Genomic DNA, 22,196 nt, shown 5'->3' with positions numbered 1-22,196 from the left:
AATTCTGAGACATACGGCGCGAAACGTGTTACTGGACATGGAATGAACAGTAACAAAAGATAAGGAGGTATTTATAATGAAACTTACAACAAAAGAAATCATGGAAATTATTCCCCACAGACACCCGTTCCTCCTGATCGACACAATCGAAGATCTGGTTCCGGGCGTAAAAGCAACAGGAAAGAAATGCATCACTTACAATGAGCCGCAGTTCGCCGGCCACTTCCCACAGGAACCGATCATGCCGGGAGTCCTGATCATCGAAGCACTTGCCCAGACCGGTGCAGTTGCAATCCTGAGCAAACCGGAAAACAAGGGAAAAATTGCATACTTTGCATCCATTAACAATGCGAAATTTAAGAACAAAGTAGTCCCGGGCGACACTCTTACACTTGAAGTAGAAATTATCAAAGAAAAAGGTCCGATGGGAGTCGGCAGAGCAAAAGCCACAAATCAGGACGGTAAAGTAGCAGTGATCGCAGAACTGACCTTTGCAGTAGGAGCATAACAGATGTTTGGAAAAATTTTGATCGCCAACCGAGGCGAGATCGCAGTGCGCATTATCCGTGCATGCCGCGAAATGGGAATCCGTACAGTTGCCGTATATTCAGAAGCAGACAGAGATGCCCTGCACACACAGCTTGCAGATGAAGCAGTCTGCATTGGCAAAGCACAGTCCATAGACAGTTATCTGAACATGGAACGGATCTTAAGCGCAACTATCGCCACAAACGCAGAAGCCATTCATCCGGGCTTTGGTTTTCTCTCAGAGAACAGCCGTTTCGTAGAGATGTGTGAGAAATGCAACGTAGCATTTATCGGTCCATCCGCGGAAGTCATTTCCAGAATGGGAAATAAATCCGAAGCAAAAAACACAATGCGCAGAGCCAAAGTCCCGGTAGTCCCAGGCACAAAAGAGCCGGTCTACACAGTGGCAGAGGCACAGAAAGCAGTAAAAGAAATCGGCTTCCCGGTCATGATCAAGGCTTCTGCAGGAGGCGGCGGAAAAGGAATGCGTGTAGCCAGAAATGAGCAGGAATTTGCTAAATTATTCGAGACAGCACAGCAGGAGTCCGTCCATTCTTTCTCCGACAATACCATGTATCTGGAACGTTTCGTAGAGAATCCGAGACATGTGGAAGTGCAGATTCTTGCAGACAAATACGGAAATGTGATCCATCTCGGAGAACGTGACTGTTCCGTCCAGAGGCGTCACCAGAAAATGATCGAGGAATCCCCGTGCATCGCGATCTCTGACAAACTGCGAAAGAAAATGGGTGAGACCGCGGTCCGCGCCGCAAAGGCAGCAGGTTATGAAAGCGCCGGAACCATAGAGTTTCTGCTGGATCAGTCCGGCGAATTCTACTTCATGGAAATGAACACCAGAATCCAGGTAGAACACCCGGTAACGGAGTTTGTATCAGGTGTAGACCTGATCAAAGAGCAGATCCGCATCGCAGCAGGCGAACCATTAAGCGTTCAGCAGAAAGACATAGAAATCCGTGGTCATGCCATGGAATGCAGGATCAATGCCGAAGATCCTGAGAGACATTTTATGCCATGTCCCGGCAGGATCACAGATCTGCATTTGCCCGGTGGCAACGGAATCCGCGTGGATACAGCAGTCTACAATGACTACGCAATTCCACCATACTACGATTCCATGATCGCCAAGATCATCGTCTACGACAAAGACCGCCACAGCGCCATCCGGAAAATGATCAGTGCACTGGGGGAAGTTGCGATCGAAGGGGTAAAGACAAACGTAGACTTCCTGTACGAACTGCTGAACCAGCCGGACTTCCAGGAGGGGAATATCACTACGGATTTCATTCCGCAGCATTATCCGGACTTATAAAAATCTGGTGTAAATATATTCTGCGGTTCGATAGAAATTACATATTTACTGAAGGGTAATATTTACTTTATTGTTTGAAAACAATATTGAATTGGGTTACATAAAGGAGCAGGATTTTTAATGGCAGACTTGAAGAGATTTTTTAAGAAAACAGTTTCAGAAGAGCGGAATAAACAGTCCGCATCTGTTTCCGTACCTGAGGGTTTATGGATCAAATGTCCAAAGTGCGGAGAAATGGTTTACAGAGAAGACGTAATATCCAACGCCTACGTGTGCCCGAAATGCGGAGGATATTTCAGGATCAGCGCGAAACGCCGTATCAAAATGATCGCAGACAAGGGAAGCTTCAAAGAGTGGTTTACAGGAATCGAAAACAGTAATCCTCTGGATTATCCGGATTATCCGCAGAAAATCGAAAACCTAAAAGAGAAAACAAAAATGGACGAGGCAATCCTCATCGGAGAAGCCACCATCGGAGGCATCCGCACTGTAATCGGAGCTATGGACGCCAGATTCCTGATGGCCTCCATGGGATATGTAGTAGGCGAAAAAATCACCAGCTCATTCGAAGAAGCCACACGTCAGGGCCTTCCGGTCATTCTGTTCTGCTGCTCCGGCGGCGCCAGAATGCAGGAAGGAATCGTATCACTGATGCAGATGGCAAAAACCTCCGCAGCCATCAAACGCCATTCCGAAGCAGGACTTCTCTACACATCCGTACTGACAGACCCGACCACCGGCGGCGTCACTGCAAGCTTCGCCATGCTCGGAGATATCATCCTTGCAGAACCAGGCTCCCTGATCGGATTCGCCGGCCCAAGAGTCATCGAACAGACCATAGGCCAGAAACTCCCGGAAGGCTTCCAGAGACCGGAATTCCTTCTGGAACACGGCTTCCTCGACGGAATCGCAGAACGTAGCACCATGCGAGATACCCTCTCCCTCATCCTGAAACTGCACAGCATCAGAGATCAGTACGGAGAATTTCCACAGGAAACTCCGGCAAGAGCCTTCGACACCTTTGGCAAAAAGAAAAAGCAGAAGAAACCAAAGAACCTCACCGCCTGGGACAGAGTCCAGATCGCCAGAAGCAGCGACCGCCCGTCTGCTGCAGAATACATTGACACGATCTTCAACGACTTCATGGAACTTCACGGTGACAGAGGCGTCAGAGACGACAATGCCATCATCGGCGGCATCGCCACACTGGACGGACAACCCGTCACCGTAATCGGAATCCGCAAAGGACACACCACAAAAGAAAACATCAAATGCAACTTCGGAATGCCATCACCCGAAGGCTATAAGAAAGCCCTCCGCCTGATGAAACAGGCAGAGAAATTCGGACGCGCAGTCATTACATTTGTAGACACTCCAGGCGCATTCTGCGGACTCGAAGCAGAAGAACGCGGCCAGGGTGAAGCCATCGCACACAATCTCCTTGAAATGTCAGACTTGAAAGTGCCAGTACTTTCTATCGTAATTGGCGAAGGCGGCAGCGGCGGTGCACTTGCACTGGCAGTCGGTAACGAAGTCTGGATGATGGAAAACGCAACCTACACCATCCTCTCACCGGAAGGATTTGCCTCCATCCTCTGGAAAGACAGCAGAAAAGCACCAGAAGCTGCGGAAGTTATGAAAGTAACAGCGGCTCATCTGAAAGAACTGGGAGTCATCGAACGCATCATACCGGAGGAATATCCGGCAAGCGAGGAGAATTTACCTGAAATCGCAGAATATATGAAAATCCGGATGAAGCAGTTTCTGGTGAAACAAGCTGGTAAGAGTGGAGAACAGCTTGCACAGGAACGGTATGAGAGATTTCGCAGGATGTAAATACATTAAAAAGGGACGCGCATAAAAATATTTTATTTCAGGTGCGGTTTCGGCATCTAAGATCTTCTAAGGCGAAAAAAATCTGCTAAAACCATGAGCCATCAAGGTCAAACTCGCTGACACTCAGACAGTGACCTTGATGGCTCATAACGCATATTTTTTTCACCTAAGAAGATCTAAGATACCTGCAAATGCACCTGAAATAAAATATTTTTATGCGCTGTTTTGTTGTATGTTAGTAGGCAATTTCTAAAAATTTGTACTGAGTGGGAAAAGTGTTATTTTGTCAGTAGCCAGATATCATCTTCTTTCTCCTTGTGCCTCTTCACAGGTTACTATTCAAAACAGAGCAGATGAAATAACAATCTTTTCAGCTTTACGCTAAAATGGTTTCATGATATCATTATTTTGATTAATTGTAATCAGAAAGTGATATTATGAAACTTTTTTATTTTACAAAAAAGATTGCCGTTGCTAATTTATCATTATGGATAAAGATAAAGGAGTACATGGATTATTTTCAAATTACATATTAGTATATTAAGAGAGAAAAATAATGATAAGAATTATGTGAAAGCGAGGCGATAAAGGTGCTGATGAATACATCTGAGTATCTCACTATTATTGAAAATATTAAGAGTGAAATTATTGCGGCACAATACCGTGCTACAATTCATGTAAACGCAGATATGCTGCTTCTTTATTATGACATCGGTTGTGTGATCAATGAACATAAGTCATGGGGCAATAAGTTTATTGATAACCTTGCAGCAGATATTCGGATAGCTTTTCCAGAAAGCAAAGGTTATTCTGTTCGTAATTTGAAGTATATGGCGAAATTCTCTGAGACTTATCCGGATCGAGAATTTGTGCAACAGGTTGTTGCACAAATTCCGTGGGGGGCACAATATTGTCCTTTTGGATAAGGTTGCGAATATGGATGAGCGCAAATGGTATATTAAAAAGTCAGCAGAAAACGGTTGGTCTCGAAATGTTCTTGTTCATCAGATTGAAAGCGGTTTGTATCAGCGGCAGGCTCTGGCAGATAAGGTTACAAATTTTGAACACCGTCTGCCATCTCCACAGAGTGAACTTGCAGTGCAGACTATGAAAGATCCGTATGTCTTTGATTTCATTCCATTCAAGGAAGATATGCTTGAACGGGATATTGAGCAGGCATTGGTTCGGGATGTTACAAAGCTTCTTCTGGAGCTTGGAACAGGATTTGCATTCCTGGGAAATCAGTATCACCTAAATGTAGGTGGTGATGATTTTTACATTGATTTGCTGTTTTATAATCTGAATCTGCGCTGTTATGTGGTTATTGAATTGAAAACCGGTGACTTTAAACCGGAATATGCCGGTCAGCTGAACTTCTATCTTTCAGCCGTAGACGGCATCTTGAAAAAAGAACAGGACAATCCGTCTATTGGTTTGCTTTTGTGCAAAAGTAAGAATAATGTCGTCGCAGAATATTCGCTCAAAGATATTTCAAAACCAATTGGTGTGAGCGAATATAAAATAACCAGCAGCCTGCCAGATGATCTGGAAAAGCAACTGCCATCTGTTGAGGATATTTAGAAACGGATTAAGTAAATCTGATTTAAAAATTTGAAATAAAGATACCAGAAATTTGTTGACTTTATAGAAAAATATATTTTTTTAAGATACAACTTCCGATAATGAGAATTATCCCTTCTGAAAATGACAGATTCGTGCTTGTCTCGTTTAATTTTTCCTTCTTGAATCAATCGTTCTTTCTCGGCATGAATATGTTCCAGAAGGACAGAAGCCGGTTCATCTGTTGGTTCTTGAGAAACGAGCTTTCCCTGAACAGCTTCTTGCAGAATGGATTTCTTTAATTTATTAGTAAAACCATTATTTAGAGATTTTGCCTCCGAGTATTTTACTCCGTATGTAACAACATATGGCAATACGTCTTTAAGTTTTTTAACGATACGTTCTTGTTCGGCCTTAGGAGGAACGGGTATCAACGCCTGATATAGTTTATTATCATTGATTGCCGGATAGGCAACTCCCTTAGCATTGTCTGTATTATTTGCATATGTATCGAAATTTGGTGACATCAGATAATAAAATAAAAACTCATTTAAAAATCCAGAATGGCAAGTAAGCACTGCAAATCCAGTGCTTGCAATGGGAGTATGGCTAAAAGAACGGTCAATGATACACATATTATGCAAATACGGACGAACAGTAGAGTAAAGAATATCACCAATAGTAACAATTTTTCTCGCTCTTGATGGTGCTTTATCCGCAGTAACAATGTTTTCTTCGATACTGAGTTTCTGATTTTTGTTATCAATAGATCCAATATCTATATAGCAAAAATCTTTAGCAGGTGTCATTTGACCTCTATTGTAAACAATTTTGCTTAGTCGTACCCACTCCCAACTTTCTGGAATCTCAAACGGTACCTCATCCGCAATGCACACCGGTTCATTTTTACCGACTTTCTCATAAGGCAAGTTATCGGCAGTGCCAGTATCTGTCTCCTATCTATATTTAGTGGCAAATATCATAAAAGATAGTGGTTACTCAAAGTTGAGAAATTTGTCTGCAGAGCAGATTGAAATTTTTAAAATATTTTTCCATCATATTGTAATAGGGGGTGGAAAAAGTTACTAATAAGAAACAAAAGATAGAAGAATACCTTTATTAAAAATGCAAAGACTACCATGAAGCAAAGGGGAGGTACCCGAATGCCTAGAAATACAATGGTTCTGAAACTGAGCCCCCCGGACATGATTGCTTCCCATGCGTCCCTTTTCAAAAAACATTAAAATTTTCCAATATCTCGACTTGAAATAAGAAAGCCTCTGACGTATAATAAACCCGAAAGTAGAAAGGCGCTGCTTTTAAGCAGGGTCTTTTTTTACAGATTTTGAATATATGAAAATTCAGGAGTGAAAAAAGTTATGACCAAGATCAGAACAAGATTTGCACCAAGCCCTACAGGCAGAATGCATGTTGGAAATTTAAGAACAGCATTATACGCATACCTTATTACAAAACACGAAGGCGGAGATTTCATTCTCCGTATTGAAGATACAGATCAGGAACGTTACGTAGAAGGTGCCGTAGACATCATCTACCGTACCCTTGCAAAGACAGGACTTCTCCACGACGAAGGTCCGGACAAAGACAAAGGCTTTGGACCATACGTACAGAGCGAACGTCAGGCACAGGGAATCTACATGAAATATGCACAGCAGTTAGTAGAACAGGGAGACGCATACTACTGCTTCTGCCACAAAGAAGAACTCGAAGGCATGAAACGTATTGTAGCAGGAAAAGAGATCTCCATCTACGACAAACGCTGCCTCAAACTCTCCAAAGAAGAAGTACAGCGCCGTCTTGATGCCGGAGAACCACACGTAATCCGCTTCAACATGCCGACAGAAGGAACTACAACGTTCCACGATGTAATCTATGGAGATATCACAGTAAACAACGAGGAACTCGAAGACCTGATCCTTATCAAATCTGACGGATATCCGACATATAACTTTGCAAACGTAGTTGATGACCATTTAATGGAGATCACACACGTAGTAAGAGGTAACGAATACCTTTCCTCCGCTCCGAAATACAACCGTATCTACGAAGCATTCGGATGGGATATCCCGGTTTATGTACACTGTCCTCTGATCACAGATGAGACACACCAGAAACTTTCCAAACGCTGCGGACATTCTTCCTATGAAGACCTGCTTGATCAGGGATTTGTATCAGAAGCGATCATTAACTATGTAGCACTTCTCGGATGGAGCCCTGCAGATAACAGAGAGATTTTTACACTGGATGAACTGGTACAGGCATTTGACTACCGTCATATCAACAAATCACCGGCAGTCTTTGACATTGCAAAACTGCGCTGGATGAACGGCGAATATATTAAGAAAATGGATCCGGATGAGTTCTATGAGAAAGCACTTCCATACATGAAAGAAGTTCTGAAGAAAGATTACAACTTCAAGAAGATCGCAGGAATGGTACAGACAAGAATCGAAACATTCCCTGATATCCCGGCTCTGATCGACTTCTTTGAGGAAGTACCGGAATATGATTCCGCTATGTACTGCCATAAGAAAATGAAAACAAATGAAGAGACTTCTCTTGCAGTATTAAAAGAAGTACTTCCGGTTCTGGAAGAGCAGGAAGATTATACAAATGATCCGTTATTTGAGACCTTAAGTGCATTCGTAAAAGAGCACGGCTATAAGAACGGATACGTAATGTGGCCTCTGCGTACTGCTGTTTCCGGCAAGCAGATGACACCGGCCGGTGCTACTGAGATCATGGAGATCATCGGTAAAGACGAGACAATCAAACGTGTAAAGGCGGCTATTGAGAAATTAAGCAAATAAATATGAAGAGAAACCCATCTCAACTCCGGGCGATCGCTCACCTGTCGGGACCCATGATGGTCCTGGCAGGCCCCGGCTCGGGGAAAACTTCCGTTATTGTGGAGAGAACTGCATACATGATCAATGAGGGGAAGATACCGGCTTCTTCTATTTTGGTTGTAACTTTTTCCAGAGCAGCGGCAACAGAGATGAAAGAACGATTTTTGAAATTCGTGGGACAGGACAGAAGTGAAGTTACTTTTGGAACATTCCACGGAATTTTTTATGGGATTCTGAAAGCAGCGTACCATCTGAGTGCTGCTAATATTCTTTCCGAAGAAGAGAAGTTCAGCATTCTCCGTGAGATGACCGAGAAATACGGACAGGAGATGGCTCAGGAAGGAGACTTCATTGAGGAGGTCGCCAAGGAGATTAGTGTGGTAAAGGGAAACTGTATTTCCCCGGAGCATTATTATGCGTCCTGCTGTTCGGATGAGATATTCAGGGATATTTTTTATGGATATAAGCAGGCGTTGAAAGCGAAACGCAAGCTGGATTTTGATGATATGATCCTCTGCTGCTATGAACTTTTTTCCCAGAGACCGGATATCCTGAATGCATGGCGGCGAAAGTTTGTCTATATCCTGGTGGATGAGTTTCAGGATATCAACAGCTTACAGTACAAGATCCTGCAGATGCTGGCGGCACCTGCCAACAACCTGTTTATCGTAGGGGATGACGACCAGTCCATCTATCATTTCCGCGGAGCAAGACCGGAGATCATGCTGAATTTTACAAAGGATTACCCGAAAGCAGAGACAGTTCTTCTGAATGTGAATTACCGATGCAGCAAGAATATCCTGCGCACAGCTATGGAAGTGATCGGATGCAATACCAGACGTTTCAAAAAGCAGCTGGATACTCCGAACGAAGAGGGTATGCCTGTAACCTGTAAGGAATTTGACAATCCAAGAGAAGAATACATGTGCGTGGTGGCAGCATTGAAGAAGAGACTGGAGCGCGGCGAGGATCTGTTGAATACCGCAATCCTGCTTCGTACCAATCAGGAATCAGAAGGTCTGATCAATGCACTGATGGAATATCAGGTTCCTTTTACGATGAAAGAACAGCTTCCCAATCTTTTCCGCCACTGGATCTGCCGGGCCATACTGGCGTATCTGGAAATGGCGGCAGGAGACAGAAGCAGGAAGAACTTTCTGGAAGTAATGAACCGTCCGAACCGATACATTTCCAGAGAAGCGCTGAAGAGTTCAAAGATTAATTTCGAGGAACTACGGGAATACTATAAAGATAAAGACTGGATGTGCGACAGGATCACCACGCTGGAGACACACCTGAGGATTCTTGGCACCCTTTCCCCTTTTGCAGCAATTAATTTCATAAGAAAAGGAATGGGATTCGAAGAATACTTGCGCGAATATGCACAGTATCGTAAAATAAAACCAGAGGAACTGCTTGAGACTCTGGACCGGATCCATGAGAGTGCAAAAGGCATGAAAACCCTGGCGCAGTGGCAGGCATATATAGAGGAATATACGAAACGCCTGAATGAGCAGGCAAGGAAACAGCAGGATCACAGGGAGGGTGTGACCATATCCACACTTCATGCAGTGAAAGGTCTGGAATACGATATCGTATACATCCTGAATGTCAATGAGGGAAGCATCCCTTACCGTAAGGCAGTTCTTGCAGAAGCAGTAGAAGAAGAACGAAGACTGTTTTATGTGGGCATGACAAGAGCGAAGAAGAAACTTGTGCTTGCCTACGTGAGACGCCAGTATGAGAAGGAACTGGAACCATCCCGGTTCCTTGAGGAGACGGGCCTATGAATAAAGGGATTATTTATTATACAAAAATACGGGAAGAGTACGCAGGTGCACATATGGAGCATATGATCGCCGAGAAGCTTTTGAAAACTGCACTCAGAAAAGAATTCAATATCGACCTGAAATATGAGCCGAGAGCAGAGGGAGAACACGGGAAACCATTTTTGTCCTACCGCCCATCTCTGCACTATAATATCAGCCATTCAGGGGACTATGTGGTATGTATCCTTGCTGATCAGGAAGTCGGGATTGATGTGCAGGTTCACCGTAAGGCCAATTACGAAAGAATGCTCAGACGCATGGTGCCGGAGGAGCAGTATGACGAAATCCTGGCAGGAGCAGATGCAGAGCAGAAATTTTTTGAACAGTGGGTGCTGCGGGAAGCTTATATTAAATGGACCGGAGAGGGACTTTCCAGAGATCTCCGGACTATATCTATGGATGAGGGAAGCCATATGCTTCTGGATATGGAAGAGGGATACAGCGGAGCGGTCTGGGCAATGAATCCCATGGAGATCAGCTGGAAGTTTGAAGACATCATACTTGGGTAAGACATGAACAAACAAACGAAGAAAGAAATCCGGAGACTGGCAGTGAAAGTGCTGGTGGTGGTATTGGCACTGGGACTGGCTTTCTGGGGATATGCCTATGTATACAGAGGCAGAACAGAGCCTCCTGCGAAATATCTGGTAACCAATCAGGATGCTGCGGTATATTCGCTGAGAGGACAGCTTCAGATGCTGTCTCAGCAGGAGGAACTGAATAACTTTGCCTTTGACGGCAGAAAAAAAGAGAAAGAGTACGGAACTTATATTATTCCGGGTTTGAAATATACAAGAACATTCCTGAATGCACAGGGTACCGAACAGGCAGTATGTACCTCCATGACCCCTCAGGGTCTGGCTGTCACAGACGAATATGTCCTGATAAGTGCCTACTGCCATACAGGAAAACATAACTCTGTCATATACGTGATCAATAAGGAAACCCACAGATTTATCAAGGAAGTGGTACTGCCGGGTCTTCCTCATGTAGGCGGACTTGCCTATGATCCGGATCATGACATGTTATGGTATTCTTCTAATACAAATGGTATTGCGCAGGCGATCAGCATTAAGATGGATGTACTGCGTGAATACAGTTATGCAGATAACCGCATGCCCGTGCAGGTGAACCAGACATGCAGCCTTTACGGAATCGTTCGTGATTCCTTTATGACTTTTTACAAAGGGTGCCTGTATGTGGGATGTTTTAATAAATATACAGAGAGTACGATCGCGAGATATGCGGTGGACGATGAGGGAAATCTGGTCAATACGTTTGACGAGGAACTGGGCATGATGTTTGAGATGGCAGTTCCGCTGGATTATTCCACGATTTCAGAGCAGGCACAGGGAATGGCTTTCTACAATGACAAGCTGCTTCTTTCGCATTCCTTTGGAATCCTGCCGTCCAGGATCGTCTTTTACGAGCAGTCGGATAAGAGACTGTATGTAAATGAAAATTCCGCCAGATCATACAGAATGCCTGAGATGATCGAGCAGATCGTGGTAGACGGAGATAATCTCTATGTACTTTTCGAATCGGGTGCCTATGCATACAGGGGGTATGCAGGCAACGTGGTAGACCGTGTTTTGAAACTGGATCTGAAAAAAATGGAAGAAGATTATTCCTGACAGAGGTAATAAAACGGGTTTGTCCACATATATTAAGTGTAAAGAGGTGAGACACATAGAAGCGCAGCAGATTGAGAACCTGTTTGCCGGAAATATCCGGCAGCTACTAATGGATGCGAAGCTTGACTATGATAAATTATATGAGATACGCCTGAGAGTAGGGCGTCCGTTATTTCTGACATATGACGGTGGAGAGTGTTTCTTAAGGAAACCCGGCCAGGAACAGTATCTGGTTACAAGGGAAGATCTGACAGAAACACTGGAATACGTGACAGGATATTCCCTGTATGCTTATGAGGATGAGATCAGGCAGGGATATATCAGTGTCCAGGGCGGTCACAGAGTAGGAGTGACCGGAAAAGTAGTGCTGGACAGAGGCAGGATCATGGGAATGAAATATATTTCCTGTATTAATGTCCGCCTGGCACATGAGATTCAGGGATGTGCGGACAAAGTAATGTCCTATATCCGCACAGAGAAATGGGTTGCAAACACACTGATCATTTCACCGCCGCGTTGTGGAAAGACCACGCTTCTGAGAGATATTATCAGACAGCTGAGCAACGGTTGGGCAAACACCCCGGGACTGACAGTTGGTGTGGTGGACGAGAGAAGTGAACTTGCAGGATGCTATCAGGGAATCCCGCAGAATGATCTGGGAATGCGCACAGATGTGCTGGACTGCTGCCCGAAATCAGAGGGAATGCAGATGCTGGTACGTTCCATGTCACCGGATGTGGTAGCGGTAGACGAGCTGGGGTGCGAAGAAGATTTCAAGGCAGTAGAGTCCGTGATCCACTGCGGATGTAAACTGATCGCAACCGCTCACGGAAACTGTCTGGAAGATGTTCTGGATCAGCCATTTTTTTATAAGCTGATGGGCGAGAAAGTATTTGAACGCTACATCATCCTTGATAAGAATGACCAGGCAGGATGTCTGGAAGCAGTGCTTGACGAAAATGGTAGGGTATGCTTAAAACAATAGGATTATGTGTAATTATGATTTCCGGCGCAGGTCTGGGATTTGCCGCAGGCAGCGAACTTACCGGACGAAAAAAAACGCTGGAAATGATCTTACGGATGATCATCCTCTTAAGAGGAGAAATACGTTATGGAAATAAATCTCTGTACGATGCCTTTACAGGCGCCTCCGGGAAACTGGCAGGAAAGTACAGAGAATTTTTTATACTTACTGCACAGGAAATGCGGCAAAAAACAGGCACATCATTTGGAAAAATCTTCCGGGATTGCGCCGAAAAATGTCTGAATCTGGACTGCCTTTCCGAAGAAGAAAGGAACCGGTTTTACTCTCTCGGAGACAAGCTTGGATATCTGGGCCTGGACATGCAACTGAAACAGCTGGACCAGATGGAAAAAGAAACAGAATATGCAATTAGAGAACTGGAGAAAGACTTCCGGGAAAAGAAAAAGCTGTACCGCAGTCTGGGTATTCTGGGCGGAATATTTGTGGCGGTGCTCTTTTTCTAAAAGTGATATGATATATAGTGCCAGCTTTGGTGAATGCATAACAAGTTCAGGAATAAATATGTTTGTGTATTTGGACAATTGTAAGTAAGAAATCAGAGGCAGAAGCCGGAAAGGAGAAATTGTGGAGATAAGTCTTATTTTTAAAATCGCTGCAGTGGGAATCCTGGTTTCTATTCTCTGCCAGATTCTGAAGCACAGCGGAAGAGATGAACAGGCTTTTCTGGTAAGTCTTGCGGGACTGCTGATGGTACTGTTCTGGATCGTGCCGTATATTTATGAACTGTTTGAAAGTATCCAGCAATTATTTGTACTATGAGCAGAGTATGAATTTCCACAAAATGATCTGCTGAAAGAGTATCTGTCGGACATGTTATTGTGGATCAACGGGAGGCATAGAAACTATGGACATTGTAAAAGTTTCGATCATGGGAATCTGCGGAATGATGCTTGGCTTTATCCTGAAAGAAACCCGGCCGGAGTTTGCAGCACTTGTGACCATGACAACCGGTTTTCTGATCCTCGGACTGGCAGCAGGAAAGGTTTCCTACTTATTTGAAACCATGAACAGATTAAAAGAGAGCTTCCCCATGGACAGCAGCTATCTCACAGTTCTGATAAAGATCATCGGAATTACATATATTGGCCAGTTCTCCTCTGCGATCTGCAAAGACGCAGGCTATCAGACTATCGGAACACAGATCGATCTCTTTTGCAAATTGTCAGTAATGGTATTGAGTATGCCGGTACTGTTGGCAATTCTGGATATGATTTCGGAGTTTATGATATGAAGCGGATTGCATGGAAAATAATACGGCATGAATCCAAAGTAAGATGCAGAATTAGAAAGAGGTGTATAATTAAATGGTGGGTTACATGTATGGAGATGCGTACTGAAAGATGGACCAGGATGCGAAGAAGATTTTCGGGAAAGATTTTGACAGATATTCTTATATTTGGAGTTATATTGTGTATTGCAATACAAAGCATTGCATTTTTTGAGAATCAGACAGTATTGGCATATGCCGCTGAACAGACAGAACAACAGGAGGATTCCACATCGCAGATATTACAGGAGAATCTGCTGGACGAAATCCAGATCGACGACATGCAGAAGATGCTGGATGAGATCATGGCAGACCATTCTTTTTCAGTCAGAAAAGTACTGACAAACATTATAAACGGGGACGACCCCATTTCAAAAGAGACTGTACGGAGCTTTTTGTACAGTCTCTTTTTTTCGGAAATAGAGAACGAAAAAGGTCTGATCATGAAACTGCTGTTGATCATTCTGATCGCTGCAGTACTGGCAGAATTCGCAGATGTTTTCGGAAACGGACAGGTTGGAAATATCAGTTTCTACATTGTTTATCTGGCTCTGTTCATGATCCTTATGGAGAATTTTACACAGCTTGGAAGCACACTGTCACAGCGCCTCCTAGGGCTTGTGAATTTTATGAAAATTCTGTCCCCTGCCTATTTCATGACAGTAACCGCTTCCACTGGTGCAGCCACAGCAGCAGTTTTCTACGAAGGCGTTCTGCTGATGGTATGGGCAATCCAGTGGCTCCTTGTAAATTTATTTCTGCCGGTCATAAAACTGAGCGTTCTCCTGAAAATGGTGAACCATCTGTCGAAAGAGGAAATGCTCACCAAGATGGCAGAACTTCTGGACATTGCCGTAAGCTGGGGACTCAAAACACTTCTGGGAACTGTAGTAGGACTTCAGATTGTGCGGAACATGGTAAGTCCCGTGATCGACACCCTGAAACGCTCCGCCATCGGAAAAACAGCAAGTGCGATTCCCGGAATCGGAAATGCAGTAACTGCAGTGACAGAACTTGTCCTGACCAGTGCAGTGATGGTGCGAAACAGTCTTGGAGTAGTGATCGTGATCATACTTCTGTTTATTTGCGCAGGTCCGGTGATCCACTATGGAAGCCTGTCCCTGATCTACCGATTCCTGGCAGCACTCGCACAGCCAATCTCTGATAAGAGAGTTGTAGGCGCACTTGGTACGATCGGAGAGGGGTGCGCATTGCTTCTGAAGCTGCTTCTGACAGCGGAAGTTCTTTGCATGTTAACGTTTTTGATCATTATTGCGGGGGTATCGTGATGAAAGAAGAATTATATTTATGGATCAGAAATCTCGCAGTATTTTACATCTTTTTTACCGCCATCCTCAATCTGGTCCCGGATCAGAAATACGAGAAATACGTCCGCTTTTTCATGGGTCTGCTCCTGATCTTCATGATGAGCACTCCCGTATTCTCTATCCTCGGAAAAGGCCCGGAACTGACAGAGAGTTTTCTGGATAACTTTTCCAAAGAAAACAGGGAAAAAGAACTTCAGGAATTTCAAAATCTCCAGAAAGTTTATCTGGAGAAAGGTTACGAGCTGGAACTGGAACAGAAAATCCGGGAATCTTTGGAAAAAAGAGGCATAGAAGTATATAAGGTAAAAGTAAATATAGAAGGAGAAGACACACAGGCAGCAGTCACACTGGAGAAAGATATTTCGCAGGAGGAGAAAAGGAGGCTTGCAGATGAACTGGTGGAAGAATGGGGACTTAAACAAAGCCGGCTTACTATCCGGACTGTCAAAGATGAGTCCGGCAAAGTGGGGAATTCTGTTACTTCTTGGAATACTTCTGGCAGTAGCGGCCATGCCGGTCTCCAGTAAACAGCAAAAGAACACCTCTGTATCCATTCAGACTGCAGATGCACAGAAGAGCGAACTGGAGGAAAAACTGGAATCACTTCTTACGAACGTAGACGGAGTGGGAAAAGTACAGGTCATTCTGATGACAGATGAGAAGAAAGACCAGCAGAGCTTTTATAATTCCGGCACCATACAGGTGACAGGAGTCCTGATCTCGGCAGAGGGCGGGGGAGATCCTGTAGTAGTCCAGAATATTCAGCAGGCGGTCATGGCATTATTTCAGGTAGATGCTCATAGAATTAGAATAATGAAAATGAAATGAGGAGAGAAATGTGAAAAAAGTCATCAAAAAAAATCAGGTCATCATTACGTCACTGGCAATTCTTATTGCAGTAGCAGGATATCTGAACTTTGCAGATGTAGATCTTGGATTTAAGGATAAGGAGGCAAGCACAGACAGCAGCAGTATCCTTGAAGATGCAGGATATGATCTCACAGATGAGACAGCCCTTTTGGATGAAAACCAGGCGGGTACCGGTCTTACAGATGACAGCCTCACAGATACTCAGGAAACAGATACTCCAGGTGAAGCTGTACTAACAGGCTCCACAGGTTTTGCAGCTCAGGCAAAGATCAGCAGAGAACAGGTCCGTTCCCAGAACAAGGCAGATCTGCAGGACATTATCAACAACGAGAGTATTGATGATGAAGAAAAACAGGAAGCCATACATACTATGGTCTCTATGACAGACCTCTCAGAGAAAGAAGCCGCCGCAGAACTTCTGCTTGAGGCGAAAGGCTTTAAGGATGTGGTAGTAAATCTCACCGGTGAAACCGCAGATGTCGTAATCCCGGATGCCGAACTCTCTGACGCACAACGCGCCCAGATCGAAGACATCGTAAAAAGAAAAACCGGGATCGCCGCAGAGAATATCGTGATCACGCCATTAAAAGAAAGCGAAGATGTAGCGGAAAGTGATACGGTAGATACTTCTGCAGACATTGGAGAAAGCACTGACACAACAGACACAGAGACAGATTCAAGTGTAGATGGTGCTGCGGATGACACTTCCTATGAGGATAGTGAGACATCCGCACAGCCATATGAAGATGCCACGATCGACACAACAGATATTTATGACTAATATACGATGAATAACGAATATCCCAAACATATATCTTGACAGGAAACCAGTGCATATACTAGAATAGGAATGCTGTAAAAAAATAGGAAACGTAGCTAATATCAGTGATTATATGCAGAAAAATTGTTTGCAGGGCATGTGTCACGAAGCATATTTTCAGGTATGCAGTGAACTGCAATAATTTTGCAATCATGGTATTAGGTAAAACGAATAAAGATACGTAACTGTCCGATATCTCTGCAGTTACGAAGAAACCAATATAACAATAATTAAGAAAGCGCACACAGGAGGCTAAACGTGTCTAAGTATACGAACGAAATAGAAAAAAGAAGAACATTTGCCATTATTTCCCACCCGGATGCAGGTAAGACCACACTGACCGAGAAATTCCTGCTGTATGGCGGAGCTATCAATCTTGCCGGAAGTGTTAAAGGTAAGGCAACTGCCCGCCATGCAGTATCAGACTGGATGGAGATCGAGAAAGAGAGAGGTATTTCCGTTACATCTTCCGTTCTCCAGTTCCATTATGACGGCTATTGCATCAACATTCTGGATACTCCGGGACATCAGGACTTCTCAGAGGATACCTACCGTACTCTTATGGCAGCAGACTCAGCAGTCATGGTAATCGACGGTTCCAAGGGTGTCGAGGCACAGACAAGAAAGTTATTCAAGGTCTGCGTAATGCGCCACATCCCGATCTTTACTTTCATCAACAAGATGGACCGTGATGCAAACGACACATTTGACCTGCTTGATGAGATCGAGAAAGAACTCGGGATCGCAACCTGCCCGATCAACTGGCCAATCGGTTCCGGTAAGAAATTCCGCGGTGTTTACGACCGTAATACAGAGAAAATCCTTACTTTCTCTGATACACAGAAAGGAACCAAAGAGGGTGTCATCGAGGAAATCCCGTTAAGCGACAGCCGTGCAGACGAGATCATGGATCCGGAGCAGAAAGCACAGCTTCTGGACGAGATCGAACTTCTGGACGGAGCAAGTGCAGACTTTGATCAGAAACTGGTAAGCAAGGGAGAATTAACCCCTGTATTCTTCGGTTCCGCTCTGACAAACTTCGGTGTGGAAACATTCCTGGAGCATTTCCTGAAAATGACAACATCCCCGCTTCCGAGAATGTCTGATGCCGGTGAGATCGACCCGATGGATGACAACTTCTCAGCATTTGTATTTAAGATTCAGGCAAATATGAATAAAGCTCACAGAGACAGAATCGCATTTATGAGAATCTGTTCCGGTAAATTCGATGCTTCCCAGGAAGTATATCATGTGCAGGGTGACAAGAAGATGCGTCTGCTCCAGCCACAGCAGATGATGGCAGAGTCCCGTCATGTTGTAGACGAAGCATATGCAGGAGACATCATCGGTGTCTTTGACCCGGGTATCTTTTCTATCGGTGATACCATCTGCGCACCTGGAAAGAAATTCGCATTTGAGGGAATCCCGACATTTGCACCGGAGCATTTTGCAAGAGTCCGCCAGATCGATACCATGAAGAGAAAGCAGTTTGTTAAAGGTATCAACCAGATCGCCCAGGAAGGTGCGATCCAGATCTTCCAGGAATTTAATACAGGTATGGAAGAGATCATCGTAGGCGTTGTAGGTGTCCTGCAGTTTGATGTTCTGAAATATCGTCTGGAAAATGAATACAACGTAGACATCCGTCTGGAAACACTTCCATATGAGCATATCCGCTGGATCGCAAACAAGGAAGAGGTAAAAGTGGACAAGATCGTCGGAACTTCTGACATGAAGAAAGTAACTGACCTTAAGGGAAATCCGCTGCTCCTTTTCGTAAATTCATGGAGTGTCGGAATGACAGAAGACAGAAATCCGGGCTTAATATTAACGGAATTCAGCAAATAACCCTTTTCATTTATCTGCCGATTTGGTATAATAAACAAAGACTATGAAAGTCCCTGCTCATTTTATTTCCGGAACAGATCTCGTAATACAGACTTTCGGAGAAACAGAATATGAGCAGTGACAAAGAATTCCTCAGGAGGTTTTCCAATGGCAGAGAAAAGAACAACATATAAAATACAGGATTTAGGCGGCATTGGTGAAGTTCAGATCGCAGACGAAGTGGTCGCTATCATTGCCGGACTTGCTGCTACAGAAGTAGACGGAGTCGCTTCCATGGCAGGCAATATCACAAACGAACTGGTAAGCAAGCTTGGAATGAAGAATCTTTCCAAGGGCGTTAAGGTTACTGTACTCGAAGGAGTCGTAACAGTAGATCTGAACCTGAACATCGAATATGGTAAGAACATCCTTGAGACAAGCAAGAAAGTCCAGGAGAAAGTCAAATCATCCATAGAGAATATGACAGGTCTTGAGGTTGCAGACGTCAACATTCACATTGCCGGTGTAGATATGGAGAATGAAAAAGGAAAGTAACCCTTTCCTTTTTTGTGTAATTAAGAAAAGAAGAGATTACTGTTCATTGAAAAATTGTTTTATAAAGGATGCGGATGGTCTGATCCGCCGGGCGAAGATAAGTGGACAGTAACAGATATAATAGAAAGGAAAGCTGTTTATACAGCGGGAATTATGCGAAGAAGAGAGCAGAGAGAACACATTTTTAAATTACTGTTCATGACAGAATTTAATTCAGAGGAAGAGATGAGTGAACAGCTTTCACTTTATTTTGACACCCTGGAGGAGCTTTCAGAGAAAGACCAGGAATACATGAGCCAGAAATACCGTCATGTACTTGAGAAATTAGACGAGATCGATGCACTGTTAAATGAGACAAGTAAAGGATGGAAGACAAAGAGAATGAGCCGTGTCGACCTGACAGCCCTGCGTCTGGCAGTGTATGAACTCAAATATGACCAGGATGTACCGACAGGAGTAGCCATTAACGAGGCAGTAGAACTTGCCAAACGTTTCGGCGGCGATACTTCAGGTTCTTTTGTAAACGGTATCCTTGGTAAGATTGCAAACAGCGCAGCTGAAGAGAAAACAGAATGAAAAATGCATATTCTGTAGGACAGGTAAACCGTTATATCAAGAATATGTTTACCCAGGATTATTTACTGCAGAAGATTTATGTAAAGGGAGAAGTGTCCAATTGTAAATACCATACAAGTGGACACATCTATTTTTCCCTGAAAGATGAGACAGGCACACTAAATTGTGTGATGTTTGCCGGACACAGACGGGGACTTGCATTTGCTATGAAGAATGGCGATAAGGTAGTTGTAGGCGGAAGTGTGGATGTATATGAACGTGACGGCCGCTATCAGATGTATGCAAAGGAGATCACCCTGGAGGGTGCCGGTGCTTTGTATGAGAGATATCTTGCACTGAAGCAGGAACTCGAAGATATGGGGATGTTTGCACAGGAGTACAAGCAGCCCATTCCCAGATTTATCAAACGTCTAGGTGTGGTAACTGCACCGACAGGTGCGGCTGTTCAGGATATCCGCAATATTTCCTATCGAAGAAATCCCTATCTCCAGATTATTCTATATCCGGCTCTTGTGCAGGGCACAGGTGCGGCAGAGAGTATTGTCAAAGGCATCGAGATGCTGGATGCAGCAGGCGTAGATGTGATCATCGTCGGCAGAGGCGGCGGTTCTATCGAAGACCTGTGGGCATTTAATGAAGAAATCGTAGCCAGGGCAATCTTTCAGTGCCGGACACCGGTCATTTCTGCAGTAGGTCATGAGACAGACTTCACGATCGCTGATTTTGTTGCAGATCTGCGTGCACCGACACCATCTGCTGCAGCAGAACTGGCAGTGGATGATTACCGAAGTGTAGTAGAGGCGGTCGGCATTTACAGGCAGAGAATTTACCGTGCCATGAGCAGCAAAACGGACCTGTACCGCAGTAAACTGGAACATTTTCAGATGAAATTTGGTTATCTGAGTCCTGAGAACAGACTGCGTGAGCAGAGACAGCGTCTGGCAGATCTGGAGGAGTCCATTCAGAACGGAATGAACCGGAAACTTCAGGATAACAGGCACAGATTGTCTATTTATCTGGAACGTTTTGCCGGACTTTCTCCACTGAAGAAGCTGAATCAGGGATATTCTTATGTGGCAGACAAGAATAAAAAGACATTGACAAGTGTAGAACAGGTACAAAATGGGGATACCATTTATATATCCGTAACAGACGGTACGATAGAGGCACAGGTTGAGAGTACAGTAAAGGAGGAGAGAATCCATGGCGAAGAATGAGAACAGTGAACAGTTACAGGAGGAGAAACCTCTGGAGGAAATGTTTGCAGAGCTGGATCTGCTGGCAGGAAAGCTGGAGGATCGTGACACATCACTGGAGGATTCTTTCAGACTGTACAGACAGGGTATGGAACTTTTGAAACTTTGCAGCGACAAGCTGGATACAGTGGAGAAGAAGATGCTGCAGCTCAATGAGGATGGTACGTTTAGTGAATTTTCAAGATGAATTAACAAAAAGAACTGAGGATGCGGAGCGCGTGATAAAGAGTTTTCTGCCTGCAGAAGAAGGCTTTGCCAGGACAATGGCACAGGCCATGAATTACAGTATGCTGGCAGGCGGCAAACGCCTGCGCCCGATCCTGATACAGGAGACTTACCGTTTATTCGGCGGTGAGGGAAAAGTTGTGGAGCCGTTTATGGCAGGAATGGAGATGATCCATACCCATTCCCTGATCCATGATGATCTGCCTGCGCTGGATAACGATGATTACAGACGCGGAAGACTGACCACTCATAAAGTCTACGGCGAAGCCATGGGTGTGTTAAGCGGTGTTGCACTGCTCAATTACGCATATGAGACCATGCTTCAGGCATTTTCTCTTACAGAAGACCAGAGCAGAGTGATCCATGTGCTGAGAGTAATGGCAGAGAAAACAGGCATTCACGGAATGCTTGGCGGACAGAGCGTTGATGTAGAAAATGATGGCAAGCCCCTGGAGAAAGAGATACTGGATTATATCTACAGAAACAAGACTTCTGCACTGATTGAGGCATCTATGATGACAGGTGCGATCCTTGCAGGAGCAGATGAACAGGAAGTTTCCGTAGTGGAAGAAGCTGCCGGAAATATCGGTCTGGCTTTCCAGATTCAGGATGACATTCTGGATGTAACCAGCACGGACGAAGAACTCGGCAAACCTGTACACAGTGATGAGAAGAACAATAAAGTCACGTATGTGACTCTTTTTGGAATAGAGAAGGCATCTGAGCAGGTAGAGCTGCTTTCGGAGAAAGCGGTTGAACTGCTGAAGAGCCTGAACAAAAATAACGAATTTCTGTATTTATTAATTGAAAAACTGATAAATCGCAGAAAATAAAGGAAGG

General features: G+C 44.3%; 22 protein-coding genes and 1 pseudogene. 22 read left to right on the top strand and 1 reads right to left on the bottom strand.

The genetic code is table 11. The annotated features are described in order from the left end of the window. The first annotated feature begins 76 nt into the window (after positions 1 to 76). From fabZ to KQI87_RS08465, 4 genes and pseudogenes are all read left to right on the top strand, one after another. Positions 77 to 508, top strand: a complete 432-nt coding sequence (fabZ, locus tag KQI87_RS08480) for a 3-hydroxyacyl-ACP dehydratase FabZ (protein WP_019162348.1) — start codon at positions 77 to 79, stop codon at positions 506 to 508. Between the two features lie 3 nt (positions 509 to 511). Continuing rightward, a complete protein-coding gene (locus KQI87_RS08475; protein ID WP_216459738.1) occupies positions 512 to 1,858 on the top strand; it encodes an acetyl-CoA carboxylase biotin carboxylase subunit in 1,347 nt (448 codons plus the stop codon). Positions 1,859 to 1,978: 120 nt separating this feature from the next. After that, positions 1,979 to 3,694 (top strand): acetyl-CoA carboxylase carboxyltransferase subunit alpha, encoded by a 1,716-nt coding sequence (locus KQI87_RS08470; RefSeq protein WP_216459737.1) that lies wholly within the window; start codon positions 1,979 to 1,981, stop codon positions 3,692 to 3,694. 596 nt (positions 3,695 to 4,290) lie between these two features. Further along, positions 4,291 to 5,275 (top strand): annotated as a pseudogene (locus tag KQI87_RS08465) (PDDEXK nuclease domain-containing protein). Here KQI87_RS08465 and KQI87_RS08460 read toward each other — a convergent pair. Continuing rightward, positions 5,272 to 6,150, bottom strand: coding sequence for a restriction endonuclease subunit S (locus KQI87_RS08460; protein WP_330655756.1), 879 nt, complete (start codon positions 6,148 to 6,150; stop codon positions 5,272 to 5,274). The pseudogene KQI87_RS08465 and the gene KQI87_RS08460 overlap by 4 nt on opposite strands. A gap of 483 nt (positions 6,151 to 6,633) precedes the next feature. Here KQI87_RS08460 and gltX point away from each other — a divergent pair, with 483 nt between their 5' ends. From gltX to KQI87_RS08370, 18 genes are all read left to right on the top strand, one after another. Then, positions 6,634 to 8,085, top strand: coding sequence for a glutamate--tRNA ligase (gltX, locus tag KQI87_RS08455; protein ID WP_216459735.1), 1,452 nt, complete (start codon positions 6,634 to 6,636; stop codon positions 8,083 to 8,085). Positions 8,086 to 8,087: 2 nt separating this feature from the next. After that, a complete protein-coding gene (locus KQI87_RS08450; RefSeq protein ID WP_216459734.1) occupies positions 8,088 to 9,914 on the top strand; it encodes an ATP-dependent helicase in 1,827 nt (608 codons plus the stop codon). After that, positions 9,911 to 10,462: a 4'-phosphopantetheinyl transferase family protein gene (locus KQI87_RS08445; RefSeq protein ID WP_216459733.1), complete on the top strand. Its 552-nt coding sequence runs from the start codon at positions 9,911 to 9,913 to the stop codon at positions 10,460 to 10,462. Before KQI87_RS08450 ends, KQI87_RS08445 begins: the two co-directional genes overlap by 4 nt. A gap of 3 nt (positions 10,463 to 10,465) precedes the next feature. Beyond that, the gene (locus KQI87_RS08440; protein WP_216459732.1) at positions 10,466 to 11,587 is read left to right on the top strand and encodes a hypothetical protein; all 1,122 of its coding nucleotides are present in this window, start codon (positions 10,466 to 10,468) and stop codon (positions 11,585 to 11,587) included. Between the two features lie 46 nt (positions 11,588 to 11,633). Then, positions 11,634 to 12,572 carry a stage III sporulation protein AA gene (gene spoIIIAA, locus KQI87_RS08435; protein ID WP_291810956.1) on the top strand — a complete coding sequence of 313 codons (939 nt, stop codon included), beginning with the start codon at positions 11,634 to 11,636 and terminating at the stop codon, positions 12,570 to 12,572. Continuing rightward, a complete protein-coding gene (locus tag KQI87_RS08430) occupies positions 12,557 to 13,075 on the top strand; it encodes a stage III sporulation protein AB (RefSeq protein ID WP_216459731.1) in 519 nt (172 codons plus the stop codon). The genes spoIIIAA and KQI87_RS08430 overlap by 16 nt, the downstream gene beginning before the upstream one ends. Before the next feature lie 121 nt (positions 13,076 to 13,196). Continuing rightward, positions 13,197 to 13,391: a stage III sporulation protein AC gene (gene spoIIIAC, locus KQI87_RS08425; protein WP_216459730.1), complete on the top strand. Its 195-nt coding sequence runs from the start codon at positions 13,197 to 13,199 to the stop codon at positions 13,389 to 13,391. 85 nt (positions 13,392 to 13,476) lie between these two features. Further along, entirely contained in the window at positions 13,477 to 13,863 is a 387-nt protein-coding gene (locus tag KQI87_RS08420) for a SpoIIIAC/SpoIIIAD family protein (RefSeq protein ID WP_216459729.1), read from the top strand. A gap of 89 nt (positions 13,864 to 13,952) precedes the next feature. Further along, on the top strand, positions 13,953 to 15,188 hold the full coding sequence (locus KQI87_RS08415; RefSeq protein ID WP_253292422.1) for a stage III sporulation protein AE: 1,236 nt from the start codon (positions 13,953 to 13,955) through the stop codon (positions 15,186 to 15,188). Next, a complete protein-coding gene (locus KQI87_RS08410; RefSeq protein ID WP_216459728.1) occupies positions 15,188 to 15,754 on the top strand; it encodes a stage III sporulation protein AF in 567 nt (188 codons plus the stop codon). The genes KQI87_RS08415 and KQI87_RS08410 overlap by 1 nt, the downstream gene beginning before the upstream one ends. After that, a complete protein-coding gene (locus KQI87_RS08405; RefSeq protein WP_253292421.1) occupies positions 15,738 to 16,055 on the top strand; it encodes a hypothetical protein in 318 nt (105 codons plus the stop codon). The genes KQI87_RS08410 and KQI87_RS08405 overlap by 17 nt, the downstream gene beginning before the upstream one ends. 10 nt (positions 16,056 to 16,065) lie before the next feature. After that, positions 16,066 to 16,878: a SpoIIIAH-like family protein gene (locus KQI87_RS08400; RefSeq protein ID WP_216459727.1), complete on the top strand. Its 813-nt coding sequence runs from the start codon at positions 16,066 to 16,068 to the stop codon at positions 16,876 to 16,878. A 297-nt stretch (positions 16,879 to 17,175) separates the two neighbouring features. Further along, positions 17,176 to 18,765, top strand: coding sequence for a peptide chain release factor 3 (locus KQI87_RS08395; protein ID WP_216459726.1), 1,590 nt, complete (start codon positions 17,176 to 17,178; stop codon positions 18,763 to 18,765). A gap of 147 nt (positions 18,766 to 18,912) precedes the next feature. Further along, positions 18,913 to 19,299 (top strand): Asp23/Gls24 family envelope stress response protein, encoded by a 387-nt coding sequence (locus tag KQI87_RS08390; protein ID WP_216459725.1) that lies wholly within the window; start codon positions 18,913 to 18,915, stop codon positions 19,297 to 19,299. A 153-nt stretch (positions 19,300 to 19,452) separates the two neighbouring features. Further along, positions 19,453 to 19,875, top strand: coding sequence for a transcription antitermination factor NusB (gene nusB, locus KQI87_RS08385; protein WP_216459724.1), 423 nt, complete (start codon positions 19,453 to 19,455; stop codon positions 19,873 to 19,875). Beyond that, on the top strand, positions 19,872 to 21,092 hold the full coding sequence (gene xseA, locus KQI87_RS08380; protein ID WP_216459723.1) for an exodeoxyribonuclease VII large subunit: 1,221 nt from the start codon (positions 19,872 to 19,874) through the stop codon (positions 21,090 to 21,092). Before nusB ends, xseA begins: the two co-directional genes overlap by 4 nt. Continuing rightward, complete coding sequence (gene xseB / locus KQI87_RS08375; protein WP_216459722.1) at positions 21,079 to 21,318, top strand: exodeoxyribonuclease VII small subunit; 240 nt, start codon at positions 21,079 to 21,081, stop codon at positions 21,316 to 21,318. The genes xseA and xseB overlap by 14 nt, the downstream gene beginning before the upstream one ends. Beyond that, positions 21,302 to 22,189 carry a polyprenyl synthetase family protein gene (locus KQI87_RS08370; protein WP_216459721.1) on the top strand — a complete coding sequence of 296 codons (888 nt, stop codon included), beginning with the start codon at positions 21,302 to 21,304 and terminating at the stop codon, positions 22,187 to 22,189. Before xseB ends, KQI87_RS08370 begins: the two co-directional genes overlap by 17 nt. The last annotated feature ends 7 nt before the right edge of the window (positions 22,190 to 22,196 follow it).

Source organism: Blautia sp. MSJ-9 (genome assembly GCF_018919065.1).
Classification (GTDB): domain Bacteria; phylum Bacillota; class Clostridia; order Lachnospirales; family Lachnospiraceae; genus Blautia_A.
The sequence above is the reverse complement of the archived record's forward strand: the minus strand, read 5'-3'. Positions and strand labels throughout refer to the sequence as shown.

Coding starts and splice junctions, on each gene's coding strand:
- nusB (WP_216459724.1), top strand. CDS start 19,453: ATGCGAAGAAGAGAGCAGAGAGAACACATTTTTAAATTACTGTTCATG.
- KQI87_RS08390 (WP_216459725.1), top strand. CDS start 18,913: ATGGCAGAGAAAAGAACAACATATAAAATACAGGATTTAGGCGGCATT.
- KQI87_RS08445 (WP_216459733.1), top strand. CDS start 9,911: ATGAATAAAGGGATTATTTATTATACAAAAATACGGGAAGAGTACGCA.
- fabZ (WP_019162348.1), top strand. CDS start 77: ATGAAACTTACAACAAAAGAAATCATGGAAATTATTCCCCACAGACAC.
- KQI87_RS08410 (WP_216459728.1), top strand. CDS start 15,188: ATGAAAGAAGAATTATATTTATGGATCAGAAATCTCGCAGTATTTTAC.
- KQI87_RS08415 (WP_253292422.1), top strand. CDS start 13,953: ATGGAGATGCGTACTGAAAGATGGACCAGGATGCGAAGAAGATTTTCG.
- KQI87_RS08450 (WP_216459734.1), top strand. CDS start 8,088: ATGAAGAGAAACCCATCTCAACTCCGGGCGATCGCTCACCTGTCGGGA.
- KQI87_RS08440 (WP_216459732.1), top strand. CDS start 10,466: ATGAACAAACAAACGAAGAAAGAAATCCGGAGACTGGCAGTGAAAGTG.
- xseA (WP_216459723.1), top strand. CDS start 19,872: ATGAAAAATGCATATTCTGTAGGACAGGTAAACCGTTATATCAAGAAT.
- gltX (WP_216459735.1), top strand. CDS start 6,634: ATGACCAAGATCAGAACAAGATTTGCACCAAGCCCTACAGGCAGAATG.
- KQI87_RS08475 (WP_216459738.1), top strand. CDS start 512: ATGTTTGGAAAAATTTTGATCGCCAACCGAGGCGAGATCGCAGTGCGC.
- KQI87_RS08420 (WP_216459729.1), top strand. CDS start 13,477: ATGGACATTGTAAAAGTTTCGATCATGGGAATCTGCGGAATGATGCTT.
- KQI87_RS08405 (WP_253292421.1), top strand. CDS start 15,738: ATGCCGGTCTCCAGTAAACAGCAAAAGAACACCTCTGTATCCATTCAG.
- xseB (WP_216459722.1), top strand. CDS start 21,079: ATGGCGAAGAATGAGAACAGTGAACAGTTACAGGAGGAGAAACCTCTG.
- KQI87_RS08430 (WP_216459731.1), top strand. CDS start 12,557: ATGCTTAAAACAATAGGATTATGTGTAATTATGATTTCCGGCGCAGGT.
- KQI87_RS08470 (WP_216459737.1), top strand. CDS start 1,979: ATGGCAGACTTGAAGAGATTTTTTAAGAAAACAGTTTCAGAAGAGCGG.